Source organism: Phycicoccus jejuensis (assembly GCF_000720925.1).
GTDB classification, from domain to species: domain Bacteria; phylum Actinomycetota; class Actinomycetes; order Actinomycetales; family Dermatophilaceae; genus Phycicoccus; species Phycicoccus jejuensis.
Genome location: NZ_JOEE01000001.1, coordinates 302,005 through 319,143 on the forward strand (window position 1 = coordinate 302,005; position 17,139 = coordinate 319,143).

The following is a 17,139-nucleotide window of genomic DNA, read 5'->3' on the forward strand; positions in this document are numbered from 1 at the left end:
AACGAGGCGCACCGACGGCGCTCGTGGGCCGTCCCGGCGGTGCAGGCTGGGGCGATGGACGCCGCCGAGCCCACGCTGCACGTCACCCGCCGCGGGGAGGGGCCGCCCGTCGTCCTCCTCCACGGCTACCCGCAGACCCACCGGATGTGGGATCGCGTCGTGCCGGGGCTCGTCGCCGCCGGCCACGAGGTGGTCGCCCCCGACCTGCGCGGCTACGGCGACAGCGACAAGCCGGCGGGCGACCCCGGGCACCGCCGGTACGCCAAGCGGACGATGGCCGCCGACGTCGTGCGGGTGATGGACGAGCTCGGCCACGACCGGTTCGCGGTCGTCGGCCACGACCGCGGCGCGCGCGTCGGCCACCGGCTCGCGCTCGACCACCCGGAGCGCGTCGCGCGGCTCGCCGTCCTCGACATCGCCCCGACGCTGCACATGGTCGAGCACGCGGACGCCGCCTTCGCGACCGGCTACTACCACTGGTTCCTCCTCGCCCAGCCGGACGGTCTTCCCGAGCGGCTCGTCGGTGCCGACCCGGAGCTCTACCTCCGCGAGAAGCTGCGCCGCTGGTCGGCGCCGGACTTCGTCTTCGACGAGGACGCCGTGCGCGACTACGTCCGCTGCTTCGCCACCCCGGAGGCGGTCCACGCGAGCTGCGAGGACTACCGCGCCGCGCTCGGACCGGACCTCGACGACGACCGCGCGAGCCGCGGGCAGCGCCTCGCCTGCCCGCTGCTCGTCCTCTGGGGCGCAGCGGGTTTCGTGGCGCGCACCTACGACGTCCTCGACGTCTGGCGGGGGTACGCCGACGACGTGCAGGGGCACGCCGTCCCGGGCGGCCACTTCTGCGCCGAGGAGTCGCCCACCGAGGTGCTCGACGCGCTCGTCGCCTTCCTCGGCGAGGCCGGCGAGGGGACGGCGGCATGAGCACCGCCCTCGTCACCGGTGCCTCGGCCGGCATCGGCCGCGCCTTCGCCGAGCGGCTCGCCCACGACGGCCTCGACGTCGTCCTCGTTGCCCGCGACCGCGCCCGCCTCGAGCGCCTGGCCGCCGAGCTGCGCGAGCGGTACGGCGTCGCCACCGAGGTGCTCGTCGCCGACCTCGCCGACCGGGCGCAGACGCAGGAGGTCTGCCACCGCCTCGCCGACGAGGACCGCCCGGTCGAGGTGCTGGTCAACAACGCCGGCCTGGGGCAGCAGCACCCGTTCCTGGACAACGAGATCCGCCGCGAGGAGGCCGCGCTCGACGTGATGGTCCGGGCCGTCCTGCTGACCTGCCACGCCGCCGGACGGGCGATGCGGGCGCGGGGGAGCGGGCGCATCGTCAACGTCAGCTCGGTCGCGTCCTTCACGACGAGCGGCCCGTACTCGGCCGCGAAGTCGTACGTCACGGTGCTGTCCGAGGCGCTCGCCGGCCAGCTCGCGGGGACGGGGGTGACGGTCACCGTGGTCTGCCCGGGGCTGACCCGCAGCGAGTTCCACGAGCGCGCCCGCATGTCGCTGCCCGGGGTGCCGCGCGGGCTGTGGCTCGACGCCGACGAGGTCGCCCGCCAGGGGTTGGCCGACGCCGCGGCCGGTCGGGTCGTCTCGGTGCCGGGCCCGCAGTGGAAGGCGCTGTCGCTCGCCGTGCGGATGGCGCCGCGCCCGCTCGTGCGCGGCGCCGGCACGCGGCTCGTCGAGCGGCTGCGCGGGCGTCGCTGAGCCACCCGCGCCGACCCGGTATCAGGGTCGGCACCTCGTGCCTCCTCCCCGGTGACCCGCACCGGCGGGAACGGAAGGAGGCCACCATGGCCGTCAGCTGGAAGGCCCTCGCGCACGTCGTGCGCATCCCCCCGCAGGCCTGGGACGCCATCGTCCCGCACGGTCCCGCGTGGAGCGTCGTGGGTCGGTTCGACGAGGTCGAGCTCAACCCGCAGCCGCTCCCGCCGCGCGAGGCGGCCATCGGGGCGCGGATGCTCGAGTCGCTGCTCTGGACCTCGATCATCATCGTCGGCGGGCGCGACGGCGGGGGCCGGGCGCTGCTCGACGAGATCGACGACTGGTGCGGCACCGGCTGGCCGAAGAAGTGGCCGAAGCCGAAGCCGCGCCACGACTGGGACGAGGGGCAGCTCTTCACCGGCGCCGCGCTCGCGGCCGCCGCCCTCGCCGAGCAGTACGACCACGACCCCGAGATGCAGGACGTCCTCGGCGCGGCGGCGGAGCGGCTGCTCGAGCGCGCCGGATGAGCTCCGCACGGGCCGGCCCACCCCCTCCGCGACCGGCCCGTGCGGTACCGGGGGCGGCCGCGGCGCCGGGGTCTTCCCGACGCCGCGGCCGCGACGTAGCATCGCGAGGTGCGCCCGGCCGTCGAGCCCGCGGTGCTCCGCGAGTACCGCCACCTCCTCCGCACCGCCCCGGCCGACTGGCAGGAGACGGCGCACCGTCACGCGCTGACCCGGCTCGGCGCGGCCGCCCGGCAGGCCCTGCTCCTCGAGGTGCAGCGCCTCTGCCTCACCGGGACCCGCGTCCGCCCGGACGACGTCCCGACCCTGGCCCGCCTCCTCGTCCACGGCGAGCGGCACCGGCCCCGGGTCCTGCTCGACGGGATGCGCCCCGACCTGCTCCGTCTGCTGGCCCGCGCGGTCGTCACGAGCCCGACCGGGCGGACGCTCCGCGTCGGCGAGGAGATCTGGGACGGCGCCGACCCGGCCGGCCCCGCCGACGAGCCGCTCGTCCGCGGCGGCGTCGGGTGGTCCGGCGAGTGGGGCAGCGCCGTGACGCCGGTCGACCTCGGCTCGACCTGGCTGCCGACCCCGCTGCCGCGCCGGCGACGCTGAGCCCTCGACCGACCCCCTACCGTGGTGCCCGTGACCGACATCGCCGCCGACCGGGCCCGCCTCCTCGAGATCATCCGCGACCGCGCCATCGTGCACGGGCGGGTCACCCTCTCCTCCGGCAAGGAGGCCGACTACTACGTCGACCTGCGCCGGGTCACCCTCGACGGCGAGGCGAGCCCGCTCGTCGGGCGGGTGATGCTCGACCTCGTCGCCGACCTCGACTTCGACGCCGTGGGCGGCCTGACCCTCGGCGCCGACCCGGTCGCCACCTCGATGCTCCACGCGAGCGCCGCGGCCGGCGGCCGGCTCGACGCCTTCGTCGTCCGCAAGGCCGGCAAGGCCCACGGCCTCCAGCAGCGCATCGAGGGACCGTCGGTCGAGGGCCGGCGCGTCGTCGTCGTCGAGGACACCTCGACGACCGGCGCGTCCCCGCTCGATGCCGCCCAGGCCGTCCAGGAGGCCGGCGGGACGGTCGTCGCCGTCGCGACGATCGCCGACCGCGCCACCGGCGCCGCCGAGAAGTTCGCCGCCGCGGGGCTGGAGTACCGCCACGTCTACGGCCTCGAGGACCTCGGCCTCGCCTGACCGCCAGCCGACCCGGCGCCCGCCCTGCGAGCAGGGTGGGCGGCGGGCCCGGAGGCCCGTGGCTCAGCGGGTCGGCTGCGGAACCTGCGTCACCTCGCCCTTCTGGACCCGGTCGAAGTAGCTCCGGATGACGCCGCGGATCTCCGGTGCCATGAGGTAGAGCCCGACGAGGTTCGGCAGGGACATGAGGAAGATCGCCGAGTCGGAGAAGTTGATGACCGGCCCGAGGGCGGCCGCCGACCCGACGACGGTGAAGACGAGGAAGACGACCTTGAAGGTGTTCTCGGCGACGACGTTGTCGCCGAAGAGGTAGCCCGTGGCCTTCATCCCGTAGTACGACCAGCTGATCATCGTCGAGAACGCGAAGAGCACGACCGCGAGCGCGAGCACGTTGGGGAACCACGGCAGCACGGTCGCGAAGGCGTCCGAGGTGAGCGCGACACCGCCGAGCTCGGAGGCGTCCGGGTTGGTGTAGGCCCCGGTGATGACGATCGTCAGCGCGGTCATCGTGCAGATGACGACCGTGTCGATGAACGGCTCGAGCATCGCGACGAAGCCCTCGGTGGCGGGCTCCTTGGTCTTGACCGCCGAGTGCGCCACCGACGCCGAGCCGAGCCCGGCCTCGTTGGAGAAGGCCGCCCGCTGGAACCCGACGATGAGCGCGCCGACGGCGCCGCCGGCGACCCCCTCGGGAGAGAAGGCACCGGTGAGGATCGAGCCGAACGCCTCGGGGACGGCGCCGACGTTCCAGACGAGGACGACGAGGCAGGCCACGATGTAGAGGCCGGCCATGAAGGGGACGATCTTCTCGGTCACCCGGGCGATGCTCTTGATGCCGCCGATGATGACGGCGCCGGCGAGGCCCGCGAAGACCAGGCCGACGACCCACGGCACGTCGGCGATGTAGGAGTCCTCGCCGCCGGTGACGGCGATGATCTGCGCGGTCGCCTGGTTGGACTGGAACATGTTGCCGCCGCCGACGGCGCCGCCGATCATGAACAGCGCGAACAGGACCGCGAGGACCTTGCCGAGGCCGCCCATCCCGCGCGCGGCGAGGCCGTCGCGCAGGTAGTACATCGGGCCCCCGGAGACGGAGCCGTCGGCGTGCTCTCGGCGGTACCGCACGCCCATCATGCACTCGGCCATCTTCGTCGCCATCCCGAGCAGGCCGGCGAGGATCATCCAGAACGTCGCGCCGGGTCCGCCGAGGGAGATGGCGATGGCGACACCGGCGATGTTGCCGAGCCCGACGGTGCCGGAGACGGCGGTGGCGAGGGCCTGGAAGTGCGTCACCTCGCCGGCGTCGTCGGGGTCGGAGTAGCGACCCCGGACGAGGTCGATGGAGAGCTTCGGGCCACGGACCTGCATGAAGCCGAGCCAGACGGTGAAGAACGCGCCGGCGACGACGAGCCAGACGACGATGAGCGGCAGCGTCGCGCCGCCGACGTCGACGGAGTAGAAGACGAGGCCGGTCAGCCAGTCGGAGAAGCGGGTGAAGAGGTCGACGGGATTCATCAGGGCACCACCGTGACGGGGAGATGGGCGTGCTGGACGAGCCGGCTCGCGACCGAGCCGAAGACGGCCTCGCGCAGGCCGCCGTCGCCGGTGCGACCGACGATGACGTGGACGGCGCCGGTCTCGCGGGCGACGTCGGTGATGGTGTCGGACGGCTTGCCGTGGCGGACGACCTCGGTGTGCGGGACGCCGCCGTCCTCGGCGATGCGGGCCATCGGGACGAGCACCTGCTCGGTCGCGGCCGCGAGCTCGCGCTCCTTCTCGCGGTGCCGGTGCTCGTTCTCGCTCGCGGTCTGGAAGGAGTAGGGGCTCCACGGCACGACGTGGACGAGCACGACCTTCCAGTCGTTGTGGCGGGCTCTCTCGACGGCGAACTCCACCGCTCGGGTGGACGCGTCGCTGTTGTCGACACCGACGACGACGGTTTCCATGGGGCCTCCCGGTCTCAGGGCGATCGGTACGGTCCCGTTCGACCCTAGCGGCTCGGGTGTGACCCGCGCCACACCCGGCGGCCCGTAGGATCGGCCCGACCCCGTCCCCGGAGGAACCCTCGTGATCGCCACCATCGTCGTCGTCGTCATCGTGCTGGCCCTCGTCCTCTGGGCGGTCGCGGCCTACAACGGGCTCATCAAGCTGCGCAACCTCGTCCAGGAGGCCTGGCGGCAGATTGACGTCGAGCTGACCCGCCGGCACGACCTCATCGGCAACCTCGTGGAGACCGTCAAGGGGTACGCGGCGCACGAGCGGGGCACGCTCGAGGACGTCATGTCGGCTCGGGCACAGGCGATGTCGCCCGGCCAGTCGCCGGCGCAGCAGGCCGAGAGCGAGGACCTCCTCGGGCGCGCGCTCGGCCGGCTCATCGCCGTCGCCGAGGCCTACCCCGACCTCAAGGCGAACCAGAACTTCCTCGCGCTGCAGGCCGAGCTGAGCTCGACCGAGGACCGCATCGCGTCGGCCCGCCGGTACTACAACGCGACCGTCCGCGACCTCAACACCAAGGTCGAGACGGTGCCGACGAACATCGTCGCGAACCTGTTCCACATCGAGCGGGCCGAGTACTTCGAGGCGGTGGGCGAGCAGCGCGAGGCGCCGAAGGTCGACTTCGGCCAGCGCGACACCCCCATCCCGCCGCCGTCTGCCGGCTCCCCCACGCCCTGACGGGTCACGTGCCGGGGCCGGGCTCCTCGGCGGGCAGGACGAGCGCGTAGACGTTCCACGGACGCGCGCCCTCGGGGTGGTCGCGGCGGGTCCGGCCCCGGTACTCGCGCACGACGTCGATGATGCGCTCGCGCATCTCGCGCTCCTCGGCGTCGGTCAGCCAGACCCGGCCCCGTGACGTCATCCCGTGCTCCTCGCCGTCGCCGACGGCGTCGGCGAGCCGCTCGAGGTCGCCCTCGAGGTCGCTGAACCACGTGTGGATGGACAGCCGGCTCGTCGCCGCGCCCGCTCCGCGATGGGCCTCCGGGGTGATCGAGATCCCGTCCGCGGTCGCGCGCCACGGGCGTTCGCGGCCGTCCCCGCTCTCGCCCCGCTCGACGATGCCCCACTTCTGCAGCGCGCGGAGGTGGTAGCTCATCGCCGAGGGCGTGAGGCCGCACAGCCGGCCCGCCTCGGTCGCGGTGAGGACCTCGCCGGAGAAGAGCTCGGTGATGACGCGCTGCCGGGCCGGGTGGGCGAGCGCCCGCAGCGCGCGGGGGTCGGTGATCCGCAGCTCGGAGCGATCGGGCGCGGGCATGGGTCGATGGTAGTTGACCTCGACAGTTGTGAAGGACTACCTTCACAACTGTGAAAGAGATGCTTCGGAACTACCGCGACGTGATGTCGGTGCGGGCCGTCCGCACCACGGTGCTCGCGGCCGCGGTCGGTGTCGCCGGGGACTCGGCGGCGATGGTCGCCCTGCTCCTGCGGGTCCATGCCTCGGGGGAGGGGCCGTGGGCCGTCGCGCTGCTCCTCGGGACCTTCGCCGTCCCGGTCGTCCTGCTCATGGGACCGGCCGGCGCGCTCGCCGACCGTGCCGACCCCCGTCGCGTGCTCGCCGTGACGGCGCTCGTCCAGGCCGGGGCGGCCGCCGCCCTCGCGACCGTCGACGGGCTCGTGGCCACCCTCGCCCTGGTCGCCGTCCTCCAGACCGGCTTCGCGCTCGGCAACCCCTCCTGGACCGCCGTCGTGCCGCGCCTCGTCCCCGGTGGGGCGGCGGGCCGCGTCGTCGCCCTCCAGCAGGCGGTGCGAGGGGTGGCCGGGCCGGCGGGTGCCGGTCTCGGCGGCGTGCTCGTCCAGTGGCGAGGGCCGTCCGCGGCGCTCCTTCTCGACGCCGCGACCTTCCTCGTGCTGGCGGGTGCCGCGGTGGCGCTCCCTCGGGTCGCCCGTGAGCGTCGTGCCGCCCAGGCGTCCGCCGGTCCTCGCCGGTGGACCTCGAGCCTGCTCCCGCGGGACGGGGTGGTCGCGCTGCGCGCCGACCCCGTCCTGGGTGTCCTCGTCCTGGCGCTGCTCCCGCTCGTGGTCACCCTCGAGTCCGTCAACGCCGTCGAGGTGTTCCTGCTCCGGGACGTCCTCGGCGCGTCGGCTGCCCAGTTCGGGCTCGCCGAGGCCGTCCACGGTGGGGCGGCGGTGGTCGGCGCCGTGCTCTCCGGCGCGGCGACCTCGCGCACCTCCCGGGTCCGGGCCGTCCTCGCGTCGATGGCCCTCATCGGGCTCGGCCAGGCGGGGCAGTCGGTGTCACCCGGCTACCTCACCTACCTCGCGCTCGGGCTGGGGCTCGGCCTCCTGCTCGGCGTGGTCAACGCCCTCGTCTTCGGCCTCCTCCTCGACGAGCTGGACGCCGACCACCGAGGCGCCGTCGTCGCCCTGGTCAGCGGCCTCTCGCGTGCCGCCGGTGCGCTCGCGCTGGTCCTCGGCGGCACGGTCGGGACGCTCGCCGGCCCGCGCGCGGCCTACCTCGTCGCCGGTGCCGGCACCCTGCTCGTGGCGGGGGTCGCCGCCTGGGTCGTCCACCGGTCGGTGGACGGCGCGTCCACCGCCCGGGCGTCCCGGAGCACGCCCGGTCCGAGCACGCTGGAGGCATGAGCGAGACAGCCATCCGCATCCGCGAGCTGACCAAGACGTACGGGAGCCACCGGGCCGTCGCCGGCCTCGACCTCGACGTCCACACCGGCGAGGTCTTCGCCCTCCTCGGCCCCAACGGCGCCGGCAAGACGACGACCGTCGAGATCCTCGAGGGCTTCCGCGACCGCGACGGCGGCGAGGTCTCCGTCCTCGGCACCGACCCGCACGGCGCCGGCCGGGCCTGGCGCGACCGCATCGGGATCGTCCTGCAGACCTCGGGCGGCCTCGACCTGCTCACCCCGCGCGAGGCGCTGCGCAGCACCGCGCGGTGCTACGCGACGCCGCGCGACGTCGACGAGGTCATCGAGGCGACCGGTCTCGGCGCCAAGGCCGACGACCGCATCACCGGCCTCTCCGGGGGCCAGCGCCGCCGGCTCGACGTCGCGCTCGGGATCGTCGGGCGGCCGGAGCTGCTCTTCCTCGACGAGCCGACGACCGGGTTCGACCCGCAGGCCCGCCGCGACTTCTGGGAGCTGATCCGTGGCCTCGCGCAGGGCGGCACGACCATCCTCCTGACGACGCACTACCTCGACGAGGCCGAGCACCTCGCCGACCGGGTCGGCGTCATCGCCGGTGGGCGGCTGCTCGCGCTCGACACCCCGGCCGCCCTCGGCGGCCGTCAGTCCCAGGAGGCGACGGTCTCGTGGGAGGAGGACGGCACCCGGCGCTCCGTCCGTACGGGCACGCCCACCACCGAGGTCGCCTCCCTCGCAGCCCGGTTCGGCGGCGAGGTCCCCGAGCTGACCGTCACCCGTCCCTCGCTCGAGGACACCTACCTCGGGCTCATCGCCCCCCACGTCACGACCGAGCGCCAGGAGGTGCCCGCATGAACACCCTCGCCCTCGGTGTCGACCGCACGACCGTCGAGCTGAAGATGTACTCGCGCGAGAAGGAGGCCGTCTTCTTCTCCTTCCTCTTCCCGATCCTCCTGCTGCTCCTGTTCTCGGTGATCTTCTCGAGCCAGTTCGAGGACTCGGCCCGCACCGGGATGACCGCGGCCCGCTACTTCCTCCCGGGGATGGTCGCCGCCGGCGTCATCCTCACGAGCTTCCAGACGATGGCGATGTCGGTCGCCGCCGAGCGCGACGACGGCACGCTCAAGCGGCTGCGCGCCACGCCGATGCCGCCGGCGGCGTACTTCCTCGGCAAGGTCGGTCTCGTCGTGTGCACCTCGCTCGTCCAGGTCGTGCTGCTCCTGCTCGTGGCCCGGCTCGCCTTCGACGTGCCGCTCCCCGACACCGGTGGTCGGTGGCTGCTCTTCGCGGGCGTGTTCTCGCTCGGCGTCTTCGGGGGCACGGTGCTCGGCATCGCGTACTCGTCGCTCGCGTCGTCGCGCTCCATCGGAGCCGTGGTCATCGGCCCGCAGCTGGTCCTCCAGTTCATCAGCGGTGTGTACATCGCCTTCACCGACGTGCCGCAGTGGCTGCAGCAGGTGGCGTCGGTCTTCCCGCTCAAGTGGATCGCCCAGGGGATGCGGGCGGTGTTCCTGCCGGACGGCCTCGCCTCGGCCGAGATGGCCGGCTCGTGGGAGCCCGGTCGGGTGCTGCTCGTGCTCGCCGGGTGGGCGGTCGCCGGTCTGGTCCTCTGCCTGACGACGTTCACGTGGTTCAAGCGCGGCACGGTGTGAGGCGCTCGCGCCGCCCGACGGGCAGGATGAGGGCATGAGCCAGGCCAGCGCCGACGTCCCCGAGCAGGGGGTGTCGACCGCCGAGTTCCGGGCGATGTGGCGGCGGCAGGAGCCCTTCTGGCACGGGGCCTTCGCCATCGTGTGGGCCTCGGCGGTCGTCGTCACGGTCCTCGACGAGCGCGGCCCGCACGGCCTGTGGCCCTCGGTGCTCCTGCTCGTCGCGATGGCCGTGGCGTACGCGACGCTCGGGGTCCGGGGCATCCGGCAGCAGCAGCGGGCCGGCGTCGCCTACCAGGTCGTCGCGTGGTCCCTCCTCCTGCTGATCCAGCTCGTCGACCCGGGCACCGAGTCGTGGATGCTCTACTTCATCCTCTACCCGCAGATGTGGGCCATGCTCGAGGTCCGGTGGGCGGCGGTCGGGACGCTCCTGTCCCTCGCGGTCTTCGGTGGGGTGCGGTTCTGGCAGAGCGGGTTCGACTCCGATGCCCTCGGGGCCATCCTCATCAGCTCGGTCATCTCGCTCGGCATCTCGACGGCCCTCGGCATCTTCATCAACCGCATCGTCGACGAGGCGAAGAGCCGCGCCGAGACCATCGACGAGCTGCAGGCCACTCAGGCCCGGCTCGCCGCCGTCGAGCGCGACCGCGGCGTGCAGGACGAGCGCGAGCGCATCTCGCGGGAGATCCACGACACCCTCGCGCAGGGGTTCACGTCGGTGGTCACGCTGACCCGCGCGGCGGACGCGGCGCTGGCCCGCGGCGACGTCGCGACGGCCCGCGAGCGGCTCTCGCTCGTCGAGCGGACGGCCGTCGACAACCTCGCGGAGGCGCGGCTCATCGTGGCCGAGCTCACCCCGGGGCACCTGCAGTCACGCACCCTCGTCGAGGCGATGCAGCGGCTCGGGGACGCCGTGAGCAGCGAGACCGGCATGCGCGCCGAGGTGACGGTCGACGGCGAGCCGGCGCCCCTCGGCGGGGTCGCCGAGGTCGTCCTCCTGCGCACGGCCCAGGAGGCGCTCTCGAACGTCCGGCGCCACGCGTCCGCCGGCCACGTCGCGGTGTCGCTGGCCTACGAGCCCGAGCGGGTCGTCCTCACGGTGTGCGACGACGGCCGCGGGTTCGACACGGGCGCCGACCGCAGGGGCTTCGGCCTCGACGGGGTCCGGGCCCGCGCCGCCCAGGTCGGCGGCGAGGTGGACCTGACGAGCGTGCCCGGTTCGGGCACGACCCTGCGACTGGAGGTACCCCGGTGATCCGTCTGCTCGTGGTCGACGACCATCCCGTCGTCCGGGCCGGGATGGTCGCCGTGCTCGGCGAGGAGCCCGACCTCGACGTCGTCGGGGAGGCGGGCAACGGCGCCGAGGCGCTCGCGCTCGTCCCGCGCCTGGAGCCCGACGTCGTCCTCATGGACCTGCGGATGCCCGTGATGGACGGAGCCGAGGCGACCGCCCGGCTGCGCTCGATGCCGTCCGCGCCGCAGGTGCTCGTCCTCACGACCTACGACACCGACGCCGACATCGTCCGGGCCGTGGAGGCCGGGGCGCGGGGGTACCTGCTCAAGGACGCGCCGACGTCGCTGCTCACGGACGCCATCCGGCGGGCGGCGCGCGGCGAGACGGTGCTGGCGCCGCCGGTCGCGGCGCGGCTGGCGGACCGGCTGCGGGCGCCGGCGGTCCCGGACCTCACCGCGCGCGAGGTCGAGGTGCTCGGGCTCGTGGCGCGGGGGCTGTCGAACGCCCAGGTGGGACGGCAGCTCTTCATCGGCGAGGCCACCGTCAAGACGCACCTCCTGCGCGCCTTCGCCAAGCTCGGGGTGCAGGACCGCACGGCGGCGGTCACCGAGGCCCACCGTCGCGGCCTCATCGACCTCGGCTGAGGACTGCCCGCCGGGGCGAGCGGGTCGAGGCCCGAGCGGAACGACCCCTACCGGCCGCTGTCGTTCGCTTCCGATACCGGAGCAACCATGACGAGCGGTCGTAGCGCACCGCTCGTCCCGCTCGCGTCGTGGCTTGGAGCAACCATGACGAGCGGCCGAGGAGTGCCGCTCATCCCAGTTGCTCCGGGATGAGGGGCGAACGACAGCGGTCGTGAGGGACATGCCCTGTGGTCGGGCGCGGCGGGTCGAGGTGACAGGAGACCGCGAGAGGGTCGGGTTTCACCTCGACCGGCCGCGCGTGGCGCGGGTCGAGGTATCCGGCCCACGTCTGACGGCGGCCGGATACCTCGACCGGGCAAGGGGAGCAGCGGGTCGAGGTGACAAGAGACCGCGAGAGGGTCGGGTTTCACCTCGACCCGTTGGTCAGGGGCGCTGCTCGAGCTCGTCGACGACCTCGTCGGACTCCGCGCGCGCCTCGGCCGGCGACATCGCGGCGGCGCGGCGGTGGCGCAGCCACTCGATGACGACCGGCACGACCGAGACGAGCACGATCGCGAGGATGACGACCTCGAGGTTGTCCTTGACGAACGCGACGTTGCCGAGGAAGTGCCCCGCCAGGGTCACGACCCCCACCCAGAGCGCGGCGCCGACGGCGGACCAGGTGAAGAAGTGGCGCCGCTCCATCCGGCCGATGCCGGCGACGACCGTGATGTACGTGCGCACGATCGGCACGAACCGCCCGAGCACCAGCGCCTTGGCGCCGTACCGGTCGAAGAACTCCTCGGTCTTGTCGAAGTACTGCCGCTTGATGATCCGCCCGTCCCGGTTGCGCAGCGGCGCCCCGAGCCTGCGGCCCAGCTCGTAGCCGACCACGTTGCCGAGGAAGGCGGCCGCGAACAGCGCCCCCATCGCGACGAAGAGGTTGACCTGGAGCTGGCCGCTCGCGACGAACAGGCCGACGGCGAAGAGGAGCGAGTCCCCCGGCAGGATCGGGAAGAACAGCCCGCACTCGACGAACACGATGGCCAGCGAGATCCAGAAGAACGCCGACCCGTAGGTGTCGAGGAGGTACTGGGGGTCCATCCAGTTGGGCCCGAGGGAGTGCATCACGGCCCCAAGGGTAGGTGCTCCGCCATGACCGCGCGGCCGCCCGACGCTGTGTGCCACCTGTGGCTTCCCGCCGGACGGACCGGGCGGAGCAGCGGGCGACCCTGCGGAAAGCCCCGCGCGGATGGACACCCGCGACGCGATCCGTCCCCCGCGGCTACTCTCGCGCGTGAACGCGCAGGTCCACCGCGCGCCCCCGGAAGAGAGCACAGCATGACCCGACGTCCTCGCCTCGTCGTCCCCGCCCTCGCGGCCGCCGCCCTCGCGCTCGCCGGCTGCGGCGCCCCCGTCGACGAGCAGCCCGCCGCCTCCGCGACGCCGAGCGGCACCTCGTCCGACCCGCTCGCCGGCTGCACGCCCGACGCGCTGAAGACCCTCACCGCCGGCACGCTGACCGTCGGCACCGACAAGCCGGCCTACGGCCCGTGGTTCGTCGACGACGACCCCTCCAACGGCAAGGGCTACGAGTCGGCCGTCGCGTACGCGATCGCCGACAAGCTCGGCTACGCCGAGGACAAGGTGCAGTGGGCCGTCGTGCCGTTCAACACGGCCATCGCCCCCGGTCCGAAGACCTTCGACCTCGACCTCAACCAGGTCTCGATCAGCGACGACCGCAAGAAGGCCGTCGACTTCTCCTCCGGCTACTACGACGTGCGCCAGACCGTCATCACGTACAAGGGCAGCCCGATCGACGGCAAGCCCTCGGTCGCCGACCTCAAGGGCGCCAGGCTCGGCGCCCAGGTGGGGACCACGTCCTACACCGCCGCCACGCAGCAGATCGCCCCCACCGAGCAGGTCGCCGTCTTCGACACCAACGACCTCGCCGTCCAGGCCCTGAAGAACCAGCAGATCGACGGCATCGTCGTCGACCTGCCGACCGGCTTCTACATGACGGCGGCCCAGCTCGACGACGGCGTCATCGTCGGCCAGCTGCCCGCGCAGGGCACGCCCGAGCAGTTCGGCGCCGTGCTCGACAAGGGCAGCTCCCTCACCCCCTGCGTCACCGCCGCCGTCGACGCCCTGCGCGCCGACGGCACGCTCGAGAAGCTCGTCGGCGAGTGGCTCTCGACGCAGGGCGCCCCCGAGCTGAAGTGACCACCCCGGCAGCACCGGCGACGGGGTCCGACGCGCAGCCGTCCGCCCTCGAGCTCGAGCGACGGCGCTACCGCCGCGGCCGGGCGGTGCGGTCGGCCGGCATCTCGGCGGTCTCGACGCTGCTGCTCGTCGGGGTCGTCGTCGCCCTCGTCGTCACCTCGCCCGGGTGGCCGCGCGTCCGCGACACGTTCCTGGACTGGGACAAGGCGGTCGAGTCCTTCCCCGCCGTCGTCGACGGCCTCTGGCTCAACATCCGCGTGATGCTCGCCTGCGGCGTCGTCATCGCCGTCCTCGGCCTGACGCTCGCGGTGATGCGCACCGTCCGCGGCCCGGTCGCGTTCCCGCTGAGGCTCTTCGCGACGGCGTACGTCGACCTCTTCCGCGGCCTGCCGCTGCTCCTCGTCATCTTCGTCCTCGGCTTCGGGGCGCCGGCGCTGCGGCTGTCCGGCCTGCCGTCGTCGGCGCTGTTCTGGGGCGCCTGCGCGCTCGTGCTGTCGTACTCGGCCTACGTGGCGGAGGTCTTCCGCGCCGGCATCGAGTCGGTGCACCCGTCGCAGCGGGCCGCCGCCCGCTCGCTGGGCCTGTCCTACGGGCAGACGATGCGCCACGTGGTCCTCCCGCAGGCCGTCCGCCGGGTCGTGCCGCCGCTGATGAACGACCTCGTCTCGCTCCAGAAGGACTCCGGCCTCATCGCGGTCCTCGGCGTCATCGACGCCATCCGGGCGGCGCAGATCGAGACCGCGCTCGACTTCAACTTCACGCCGTACGTCGTCGCCGGTGCGCTCTTCGTCTGTCTGACCATCCCGATGGCCCGGCTGACCGACCACGTCGCGCGACGGCAGGGCTTCCACGGCGCGGGAGGGATGCTGTGAGCGAGGTGCTGCGGCTCGAGGGCGTCCGGAAGTCGTTCGGCGAGAACGAGGTCCTGCGCGGCCTCGACCTCTCGGTGCACGAGGGGCAGGTCGTCGTCCTCATCGGCGCGAGCGGCTCGGGCAAGTCGACGCTGCTGCGCTGCGTCAACCTCCTCGAGGTCGTCGACGACGGGCGCATCACCCTCGACGGCGAGGACGTGACCGACCCCCGGGTCGACGCCGATGCCGTCCGCGCCCGGACGGGCGTCGTCTTCCAGGCCTACAACCTCTTCCCCCACCTGTCGGTGCTCGACAACATCACCCTCGCGCCGATCCGGGTCCACAAGGTCGCCAAGGCCGAGGCCAGGGAGCGCGCGATGGCGATGCTGGAGCGGGTCGGCCTGCCCGAGAAGGCCTCCGCCCGCCCCGACGACCTCTCCGGCGGCCAGCAGCAGCGGGTCGCCATCGCCCGGGCCCTGGTCAACCAGCCCCGGCTCATGCTGCTCGACGAGGTCACCTCGGCCCTCGACCCCGAGCTCGTCGGCGAGGTCCTCGACCTCCTGCGCGAGCTCAAGGACGAGGGCATGACGATGGTCCTCAACACCCACGAGATGGGGTTCGCGCGGCAGGTCGCCGACACCGTGTGCTTCCTCCACGGCGGGGTCGTCCACGAGCAGGGGCCGCCCGAGCAGGTGCTCGGCGACCCGCGCGAGGAGCGGACCCGCCGCTTCCTCGCCCGCATGCACGCCTAGCCTGCTGCGCGTGGAGGACGAGCGCGAGATCGGGGTCGGGCCCTGGGAGGGGCCGTGGCCGGAGGGCGACCACTGGGACCCCGAGCTGCTGCGTGACGGCGACCGCCGCAACGTCGTCGACCGGTACCGGTACTGGCGGATGGACGCCGTCGTCGCCGACCTCGACACGCGCCGGCACCCGCTGCACGTCGCCATCGAGAACTGGCGCCACGACCTCAACATCGGCTCGGTCGTGCGCACGGCGAACGCCACCAACGTCGCGGCCTTCCACGTCGTCGGCAAGCGCCGCTGGAACCGGCGCGGGGCGATGGTCACCGACCGCTACCAGCACGAGGTGCACCACCCCGACGCGGCGGCGCTCGCGGCCTGGGCCGCGACGGCGGGGGAGGACGGCGCACCGCTGCCGCTCGTCGGCGTCGACAACGTGCCGGGGTCGGTGCCGCTCGAGACGTACGACCTGCCGCGGGCCTGCGTCCTCGTCCTCGGTCAGGAGGGGGCCGGGCTGACCCCGCAGATGCAGCAGGTGTGCGACGTCGTCCTGCACATCGCCCAGTTCGGCTCGACCCGGTCGGTCAACGCCGGCGCGGCCGCCGCCGTCGCGATGCACGCGTGGGTGCGCCGGCACGTCTTCGACCAGCGTCCCGTGACCGGCCCCACGGAATAGCGCCGGGGCGGAGGTCGCTGACCCCTCGGTGACCACCCCCACGCTCTCCGTCCTCGACCTCGCGCCGGTCCGCTCCGACCAGAGCACCGCCGACGCGCTCGCCGCCACCCGCGCCCTCGCCCGGGTCGCCGACGAGCACGGGTACCACCGCTACTGGCTCGCCGAGCACCACAACATGCCGGCCGTCGCCGCGACCAACCCGCCGGTGCTCGCCGCGATGGTCGCCGCCGCCACCGAGCGCATCCGGGTCGGGTCGGGCGGCGTCATGCTGCCCAACCACGCCCCGCTCGTCGTCGCCGAGCAGTTCGCCCTGCTCGAGGCCGCCTTCCCCGGCCGTGTCGACCTCGGTCTCGGCCGCGCCCCCGGCACCGACCCGGTGACGGCGTGGGCGCTGCGCAGCGGCGGCGGGGGCGTCGAGGCGGACGCCGCCGAGCGCTTCCCCGACCACGTCGACACCGTCCTCGCGATGATGTCGCCCGACGGCGTCGGCCTGCGCCTGGCCTCCGGCGACCACGTCCTCAGGGCCACGCCGCGGGCCACCTCGGTCCCCACCGTGTGGCTCCTCGGCTCGTCGGACTTCTCGGCCCGGCTCGCCGCCTCCCGGGGCCTGCCCTACGTCTTCGCGCACCACTTCTCCGGTCGCGGCACGGCGGAGGCGCTGGCCCTCTACCGGTCGCAGTACCAGCCCTCCGAGGCGCACCCCGAGCCGCGGACCCTCCTCACCGTCAACGTCGTCGTCGCCCCCACCGCCGAGGAGGCGCAGCGGCTCGCCCTGCCCAACGTCCGCTCGATGGTGGCGCTGCGCACCGGCCAGCGCCTCGCCGCCCAGCTGCTCGTCGAGGAGGCCGAGGCGCTCGAGGTGCCCCCGGCCCACGAGGCCCTCGGCGCCGAGATGGTGGGCCGCTGGGTCGTCGGCGCCCCGGACGAGGCCGCCGCGCAGGTGCACGACCTCGCGCAGACCTTCGGCGTCGACGAGGTGATGGTCCACCCGGTGGCGGGCGCCGTCGCCGGCACGCCGGCCGACCGGGCCCCGGCCCGTGAGGAGACGCTCCGGCTGCTCGCCGGCGCCCTCGCCTGAGGGGCCGCGGCGCGGCGTCCGGAGCGGCGATGGGAAAAGTCCGGTAGACCTGTCGAGGTCGGTCCGTCCCGCGCGT

General features: G+C 73.8%; 20 protein-coding genes. 16 read left to right on the plus strand and 4 right to left on the minus strand.

Going from position 1 to position 17,139, the window contains the following annotated elements:
• Positions 1-54: 54 nt before the first annotated feature.
• The 5 genes from IG69_RS0101395 to pyrE all read left to right on the plus strand — a co-directional run bounded on the left by IG69_RS0101395 (position 55) and on the right by pyrE (position 3,397).
• Positions 55-924 carry an alpha/beta fold hydrolase gene (locus tag IG69_RS0101395; RefSeq protein ID WP_030526401.1) on the plus strand — a complete coding sequence of 290 codons (870 nt, stop codon included), beginning with the start codon at positions 55-57 and terminating at the stop codon, positions 922-924.
• Complete coding sequence (locus IG69_RS21935) at positions 921-1,697, plus strand: SDR family NAD(P)-dependent oxidoreductase (RefSeq protein ID WP_030526402.1); 777 nt, start codon at positions 921-923, stop codon at positions 1,695-1,697. Before IG69_RS0101395 ends, IG69_RS21935 begins: the two co-directional genes overlap by 4 nt.
• 86 nt (positions 1,698-1,783) lie before the next feature.
• Positions 1,784-2,221, plus strand: a complete 438-nt coding sequence (locus tag IG69_RS21940; protein ID WP_030526403.1) for a hypothetical protein — start codon at positions 1,784-1,786, stop codon at positions 2,219-2,221.
• Between the two features lie 108 nt (positions 2,222-2,329).
• Complete coding sequence (locus IG69_RS0101410) at positions 2,330-2,812, plus strand: hypothetical protein (protein WP_030526404.1); 483 nt, start codon at positions 2,330-2,332, stop codon at positions 2,810-2,812.
• Positions 2,813-2,842: 30 nt separating this feature from the next.
• Entirely contained in the window at positions 2,843-3,397 is a 555-nt protein-coding gene (gene pyrE, locus IG69_RS0101415) for an orotate phosphoribosyltransferase (protein ID WP_030526405.1), read from the plus strand.
• A 63-nt stretch (positions 3,398-3,460) separates the two neighbouring features.
• On the opposite strand, the gene IG69_RS0101420 is transcribed toward pyrE, so the two are convergent.
• A complete protein-coding gene (locus tag IG69_RS0101420) occupies positions 3,461-4,912 on the minus strand; it encodes an alanine/glycine:cation symporter family protein (RefSeq protein WP_036828632.1) in 1,452 nt (483 codons plus the stop codon).
• The gene (locus tag IG69_RS0101425) at positions 4,912-5,343 is read right to left on the minus strand and encodes a universal stress protein (protein ID WP_030526407.1); all 432 of its coding nucleotides are present in this window, start codon (positions 5,341-5,343) and stop codon (positions 4,912-4,914) included. Before IG69_RS0101425 ends, IG69_RS0101420 begins: the two co-directional genes overlap by 1 nt.
• A 121-nt stretch (positions 5,344-5,464) precedes the next feature.
• Here IG69_RS0101425 and IG69_RS0101430 point away from each other — a divergent pair, with 121 nt between their 5' ends.
• The gene (locus IG69_RS0101430) at positions 5,465-6,070 is read left to right on the plus strand and encodes a LemA family protein (RefSeq protein ID WP_051749999.1); all 606 of its coding nucleotides are present in this window, start codon (positions 5,465-5,467) and stop codon (positions 6,068-6,070) included.
• Between the two features lie 4 nt (positions 6,071-6,074).
• Here IG69_RS0101430 and IG69_RS0101435 read toward each other — a convergent pair whose 3' ends face one another.
• Positions 6,075-6,647 carry an ArsR/SmtB family transcription factor gene (locus IG69_RS0101435; RefSeq protein WP_051750001.1) on the minus strand — a complete coding sequence of 191 codons (573 nt, stop codon included), beginning with the start codon at positions 6,645-6,647 and terminating at the stop codon, positions 6,075-6,077.
• Positions 6,648-6,706: 59 nt separating this feature from the next.
• Here IG69_RS0101435 and IG69_RS0101440 point away from each other — a divergent pair, with 59 nt between their 5' ends.
• From IG69_RS0101440 to IG69_RS0101460, 5 genes are read left to right on the plus strand one after another with little or no spacing between them, the layout of a single operon-like run.
• Complete coding sequence (locus IG69_RS0101440; protein ID WP_030526410.1) at positions 6,707-7,975, plus strand: MFS transporter; 1,269 nt, start codon at positions 6,707-6,709, stop codon at positions 7,973-7,975.
• On the plus strand, positions 7,972-8,844 hold the full coding sequence (locus IG69_RS0101445) for an ABC transporter ATP-binding protein (protein ID WP_036828635.1): 873 nt from the start codon (positions 7,972-7,974) through the stop codon (positions 8,842-8,844). Before IG69_RS0101440 ends, IG69_RS0101445 begins: the two co-directional genes overlap by 4 nt.
• A complete protein-coding gene (locus IG69_RS0101450) occupies positions 8,841-9,641 on the plus strand; it encodes an ABC transporter permease (RefSeq protein WP_036828639.1) in 801 nt (266 codons plus the stop codon). The genes IG69_RS0101445 and IG69_RS0101450 overlap by 4 nt, the downstream gene beginning before the upstream one ends.
• Positions 9,642-9,675: 34 nt before the next feature.
• Entirely contained in the window at positions 9,676-10,893 is a 1,218-nt protein-coding gene (locus IG69_RS0101455; protein WP_051750003.1) for a sensor histidine kinase, read from the plus strand.
• Positions 10,890-11,516, plus strand: a complete 627-nt coding sequence (locus IG69_RS0101460; protein WP_030526413.1) for a response regulator — start codon at positions 10,890-10,892, stop codon at positions 11,514-11,516. The genes IG69_RS0101455 and IG69_RS0101460 overlap by 4 nt, the downstream gene beginning before the upstream one ends.
• A 423-nt stretch (positions 11,517-11,939) precedes the next feature.
• On the opposite strand, the gene IG69_RS0101465 is transcribed toward IG69_RS0101460, so the two are convergent.
• Positions 11,940-12,623, minus strand: coding sequence for a DedA family protein (locus IG69_RS0101465; RefSeq protein ID WP_030526414.1), 684 nt, complete (start codon positions 12,621-12,623; stop codon positions 11,940-11,942).
• A gap of 213 nt (positions 12,624-12,836) precedes the next feature.
• Between IG69_RS0101465 and IG69_RS0101470 the strand changes: the two genes are divergently transcribed.
• The 5 genes from IG69_RS0101470 to IG69_RS0101490 are packed head-to-tail and all read left to right on the plus strand — an operon-like array spanning position 12,837 to position 17,063.
• Positions 12,837-13,718, plus strand: a complete 882-nt coding sequence (locus IG69_RS0101470) for an ABC transporter substrate-binding protein (RefSeq protein ID WP_030526415.1) — start codon at positions 12,837-12,839, stop codon at positions 13,716-13,718.
• The gene (locus IG69_RS0101475) at positions 13,715-14,590 is read left to right on the plus strand and encodes an amino acid ABC transporter permease (protein ID WP_030526416.1); all 876 of its coding nucleotides are present in this window, start codon (positions 13,715-13,717) and stop codon (positions 14,588-14,590) included. Before IG69_RS0101470 ends, IG69_RS0101475 begins: the two co-directional genes overlap by 4 nt.
• Positions 14,587-15,321, plus strand: a complete 735-nt coding sequence (locus tag IG69_RS0101480) for an amino acid ABC transporter ATP-binding protein (protein ID WP_030526417.1) — start codon at positions 14,587-14,589, stop codon at positions 15,319-15,321. The genes IG69_RS0101475 and IG69_RS0101480 overlap by 4 nt, the downstream gene beginning before the upstream one ends.
• A 10-nt stretch (positions 15,322-15,331) precedes the next feature.
• Complete coding sequence (locus IG69_RS0101485; protein ID WP_245616050.1) at positions 15,332-15,985, plus strand: TrmH family RNA methyltransferase; 654 nt, start codon at positions 15,332-15,334, stop codon at positions 15,983-15,985.
• Positions 15,986-16,013: 28 nt separating this feature from the next.
• The gene (locus IG69_RS0101490; protein WP_030526419.1) at positions 16,014-17,063 is read left to right on the plus strand and encodes an LLM class flavin-dependent oxidoreductase; all 1,050 of its coding nucleotides are present in this window, start codon (positions 16,014-16,016) and stop codon (positions 17,061-17,063) included.
• The last annotated feature ends 76 nt before the right edge of the window (positions 17,064-17,139 follow it).

Excerpts from the sequence above, each read along its gene's own strand:
- IG69_RS0101395 (WP_030526401.1), top strand. The coding sequence starts at position 55 with ATGGACGCCGCCGAGCCCACGCTGCACGTCACCCGCCGCGGGGAGGGG.
- IG69_RS21935 (WP_030526402.1), top strand. The coding sequence starts at position 921 with ATGAGCACCGCCCTCGTCACCGGTGCCTCGGCCGGCATCGGCCGCGCC.
- IG69_RS21940 (WP_030526403.1), top strand. The coding sequence starts at position 1,784 with ATGGCCGTCAGCTGGAAGGCCCTCGCGCACGTCGTGCGCATCCCCCCG.
- IG69_RS0101420 (WP_036828632.1), bottom strand. The coding sequence starts at position 4,912 with ATGAATCCCGTCGACCTCTTCACCCGCTTCTCCGACTGGCTGACCGGC.
- IG69_RS0101425 (WP_030526407.1), bottom strand. The coding sequence starts at position 5,343 with ATGGAAACCGTCGTCGTCGGTGTCGACAACAGCGACGCGTCCACCCGA.
- IG69_RS0101435 (WP_051750001.1), bottom strand. The coding sequence starts at position 6,647 with ATGCCCGCGCCCGATCGCTCCGAGCTGCGGATCACCGACCCCCGCGCG.
- IG69_RS0101440 (WP_030526410.1), top strand. The coding sequence starts at position 6,707 with ATGCTTCGGAACTACCGCGACGTGATGTCGGTGCGGGCCGTCCGCACC.
- IG69_RS0101445 (WP_036828635.1), top strand. The coding sequence starts at position 7,972 with ATGAGCGAGACAGCCATCCGCATCCGCGAGCTGACCAAGACGTACGGG.
- IG69_RS0101450 (WP_036828639.1), top strand. The coding sequence starts at position 8,841 with ATGAACACCCTCGCCCTCGGTGTCGACCGCACGACCGTCGAGCTGAAG.
- IG69_RS0101455 (WP_051750003.1), top strand. The coding sequence starts at position 9,676 with ATGAGCCAGGCCAGCGCCGACGTCCCCGAGCAGGGGGTGTCGACCGCC.
- IG69_RS0101465 (WP_030526414.1), bottom strand. The coding sequence starts at position 12,623 with ATGCACTCCCTCGGGCCCAACTGGATGGACCCCCAGTACCTCCTCGAC.
- IG69_RS0101470 (WP_030526415.1), top strand. The coding sequence starts at position 12,837 with ATGACCCGACGTCCTCGCCTCGTCGTCCCCGCCCTCGCGGCCGCCGCC.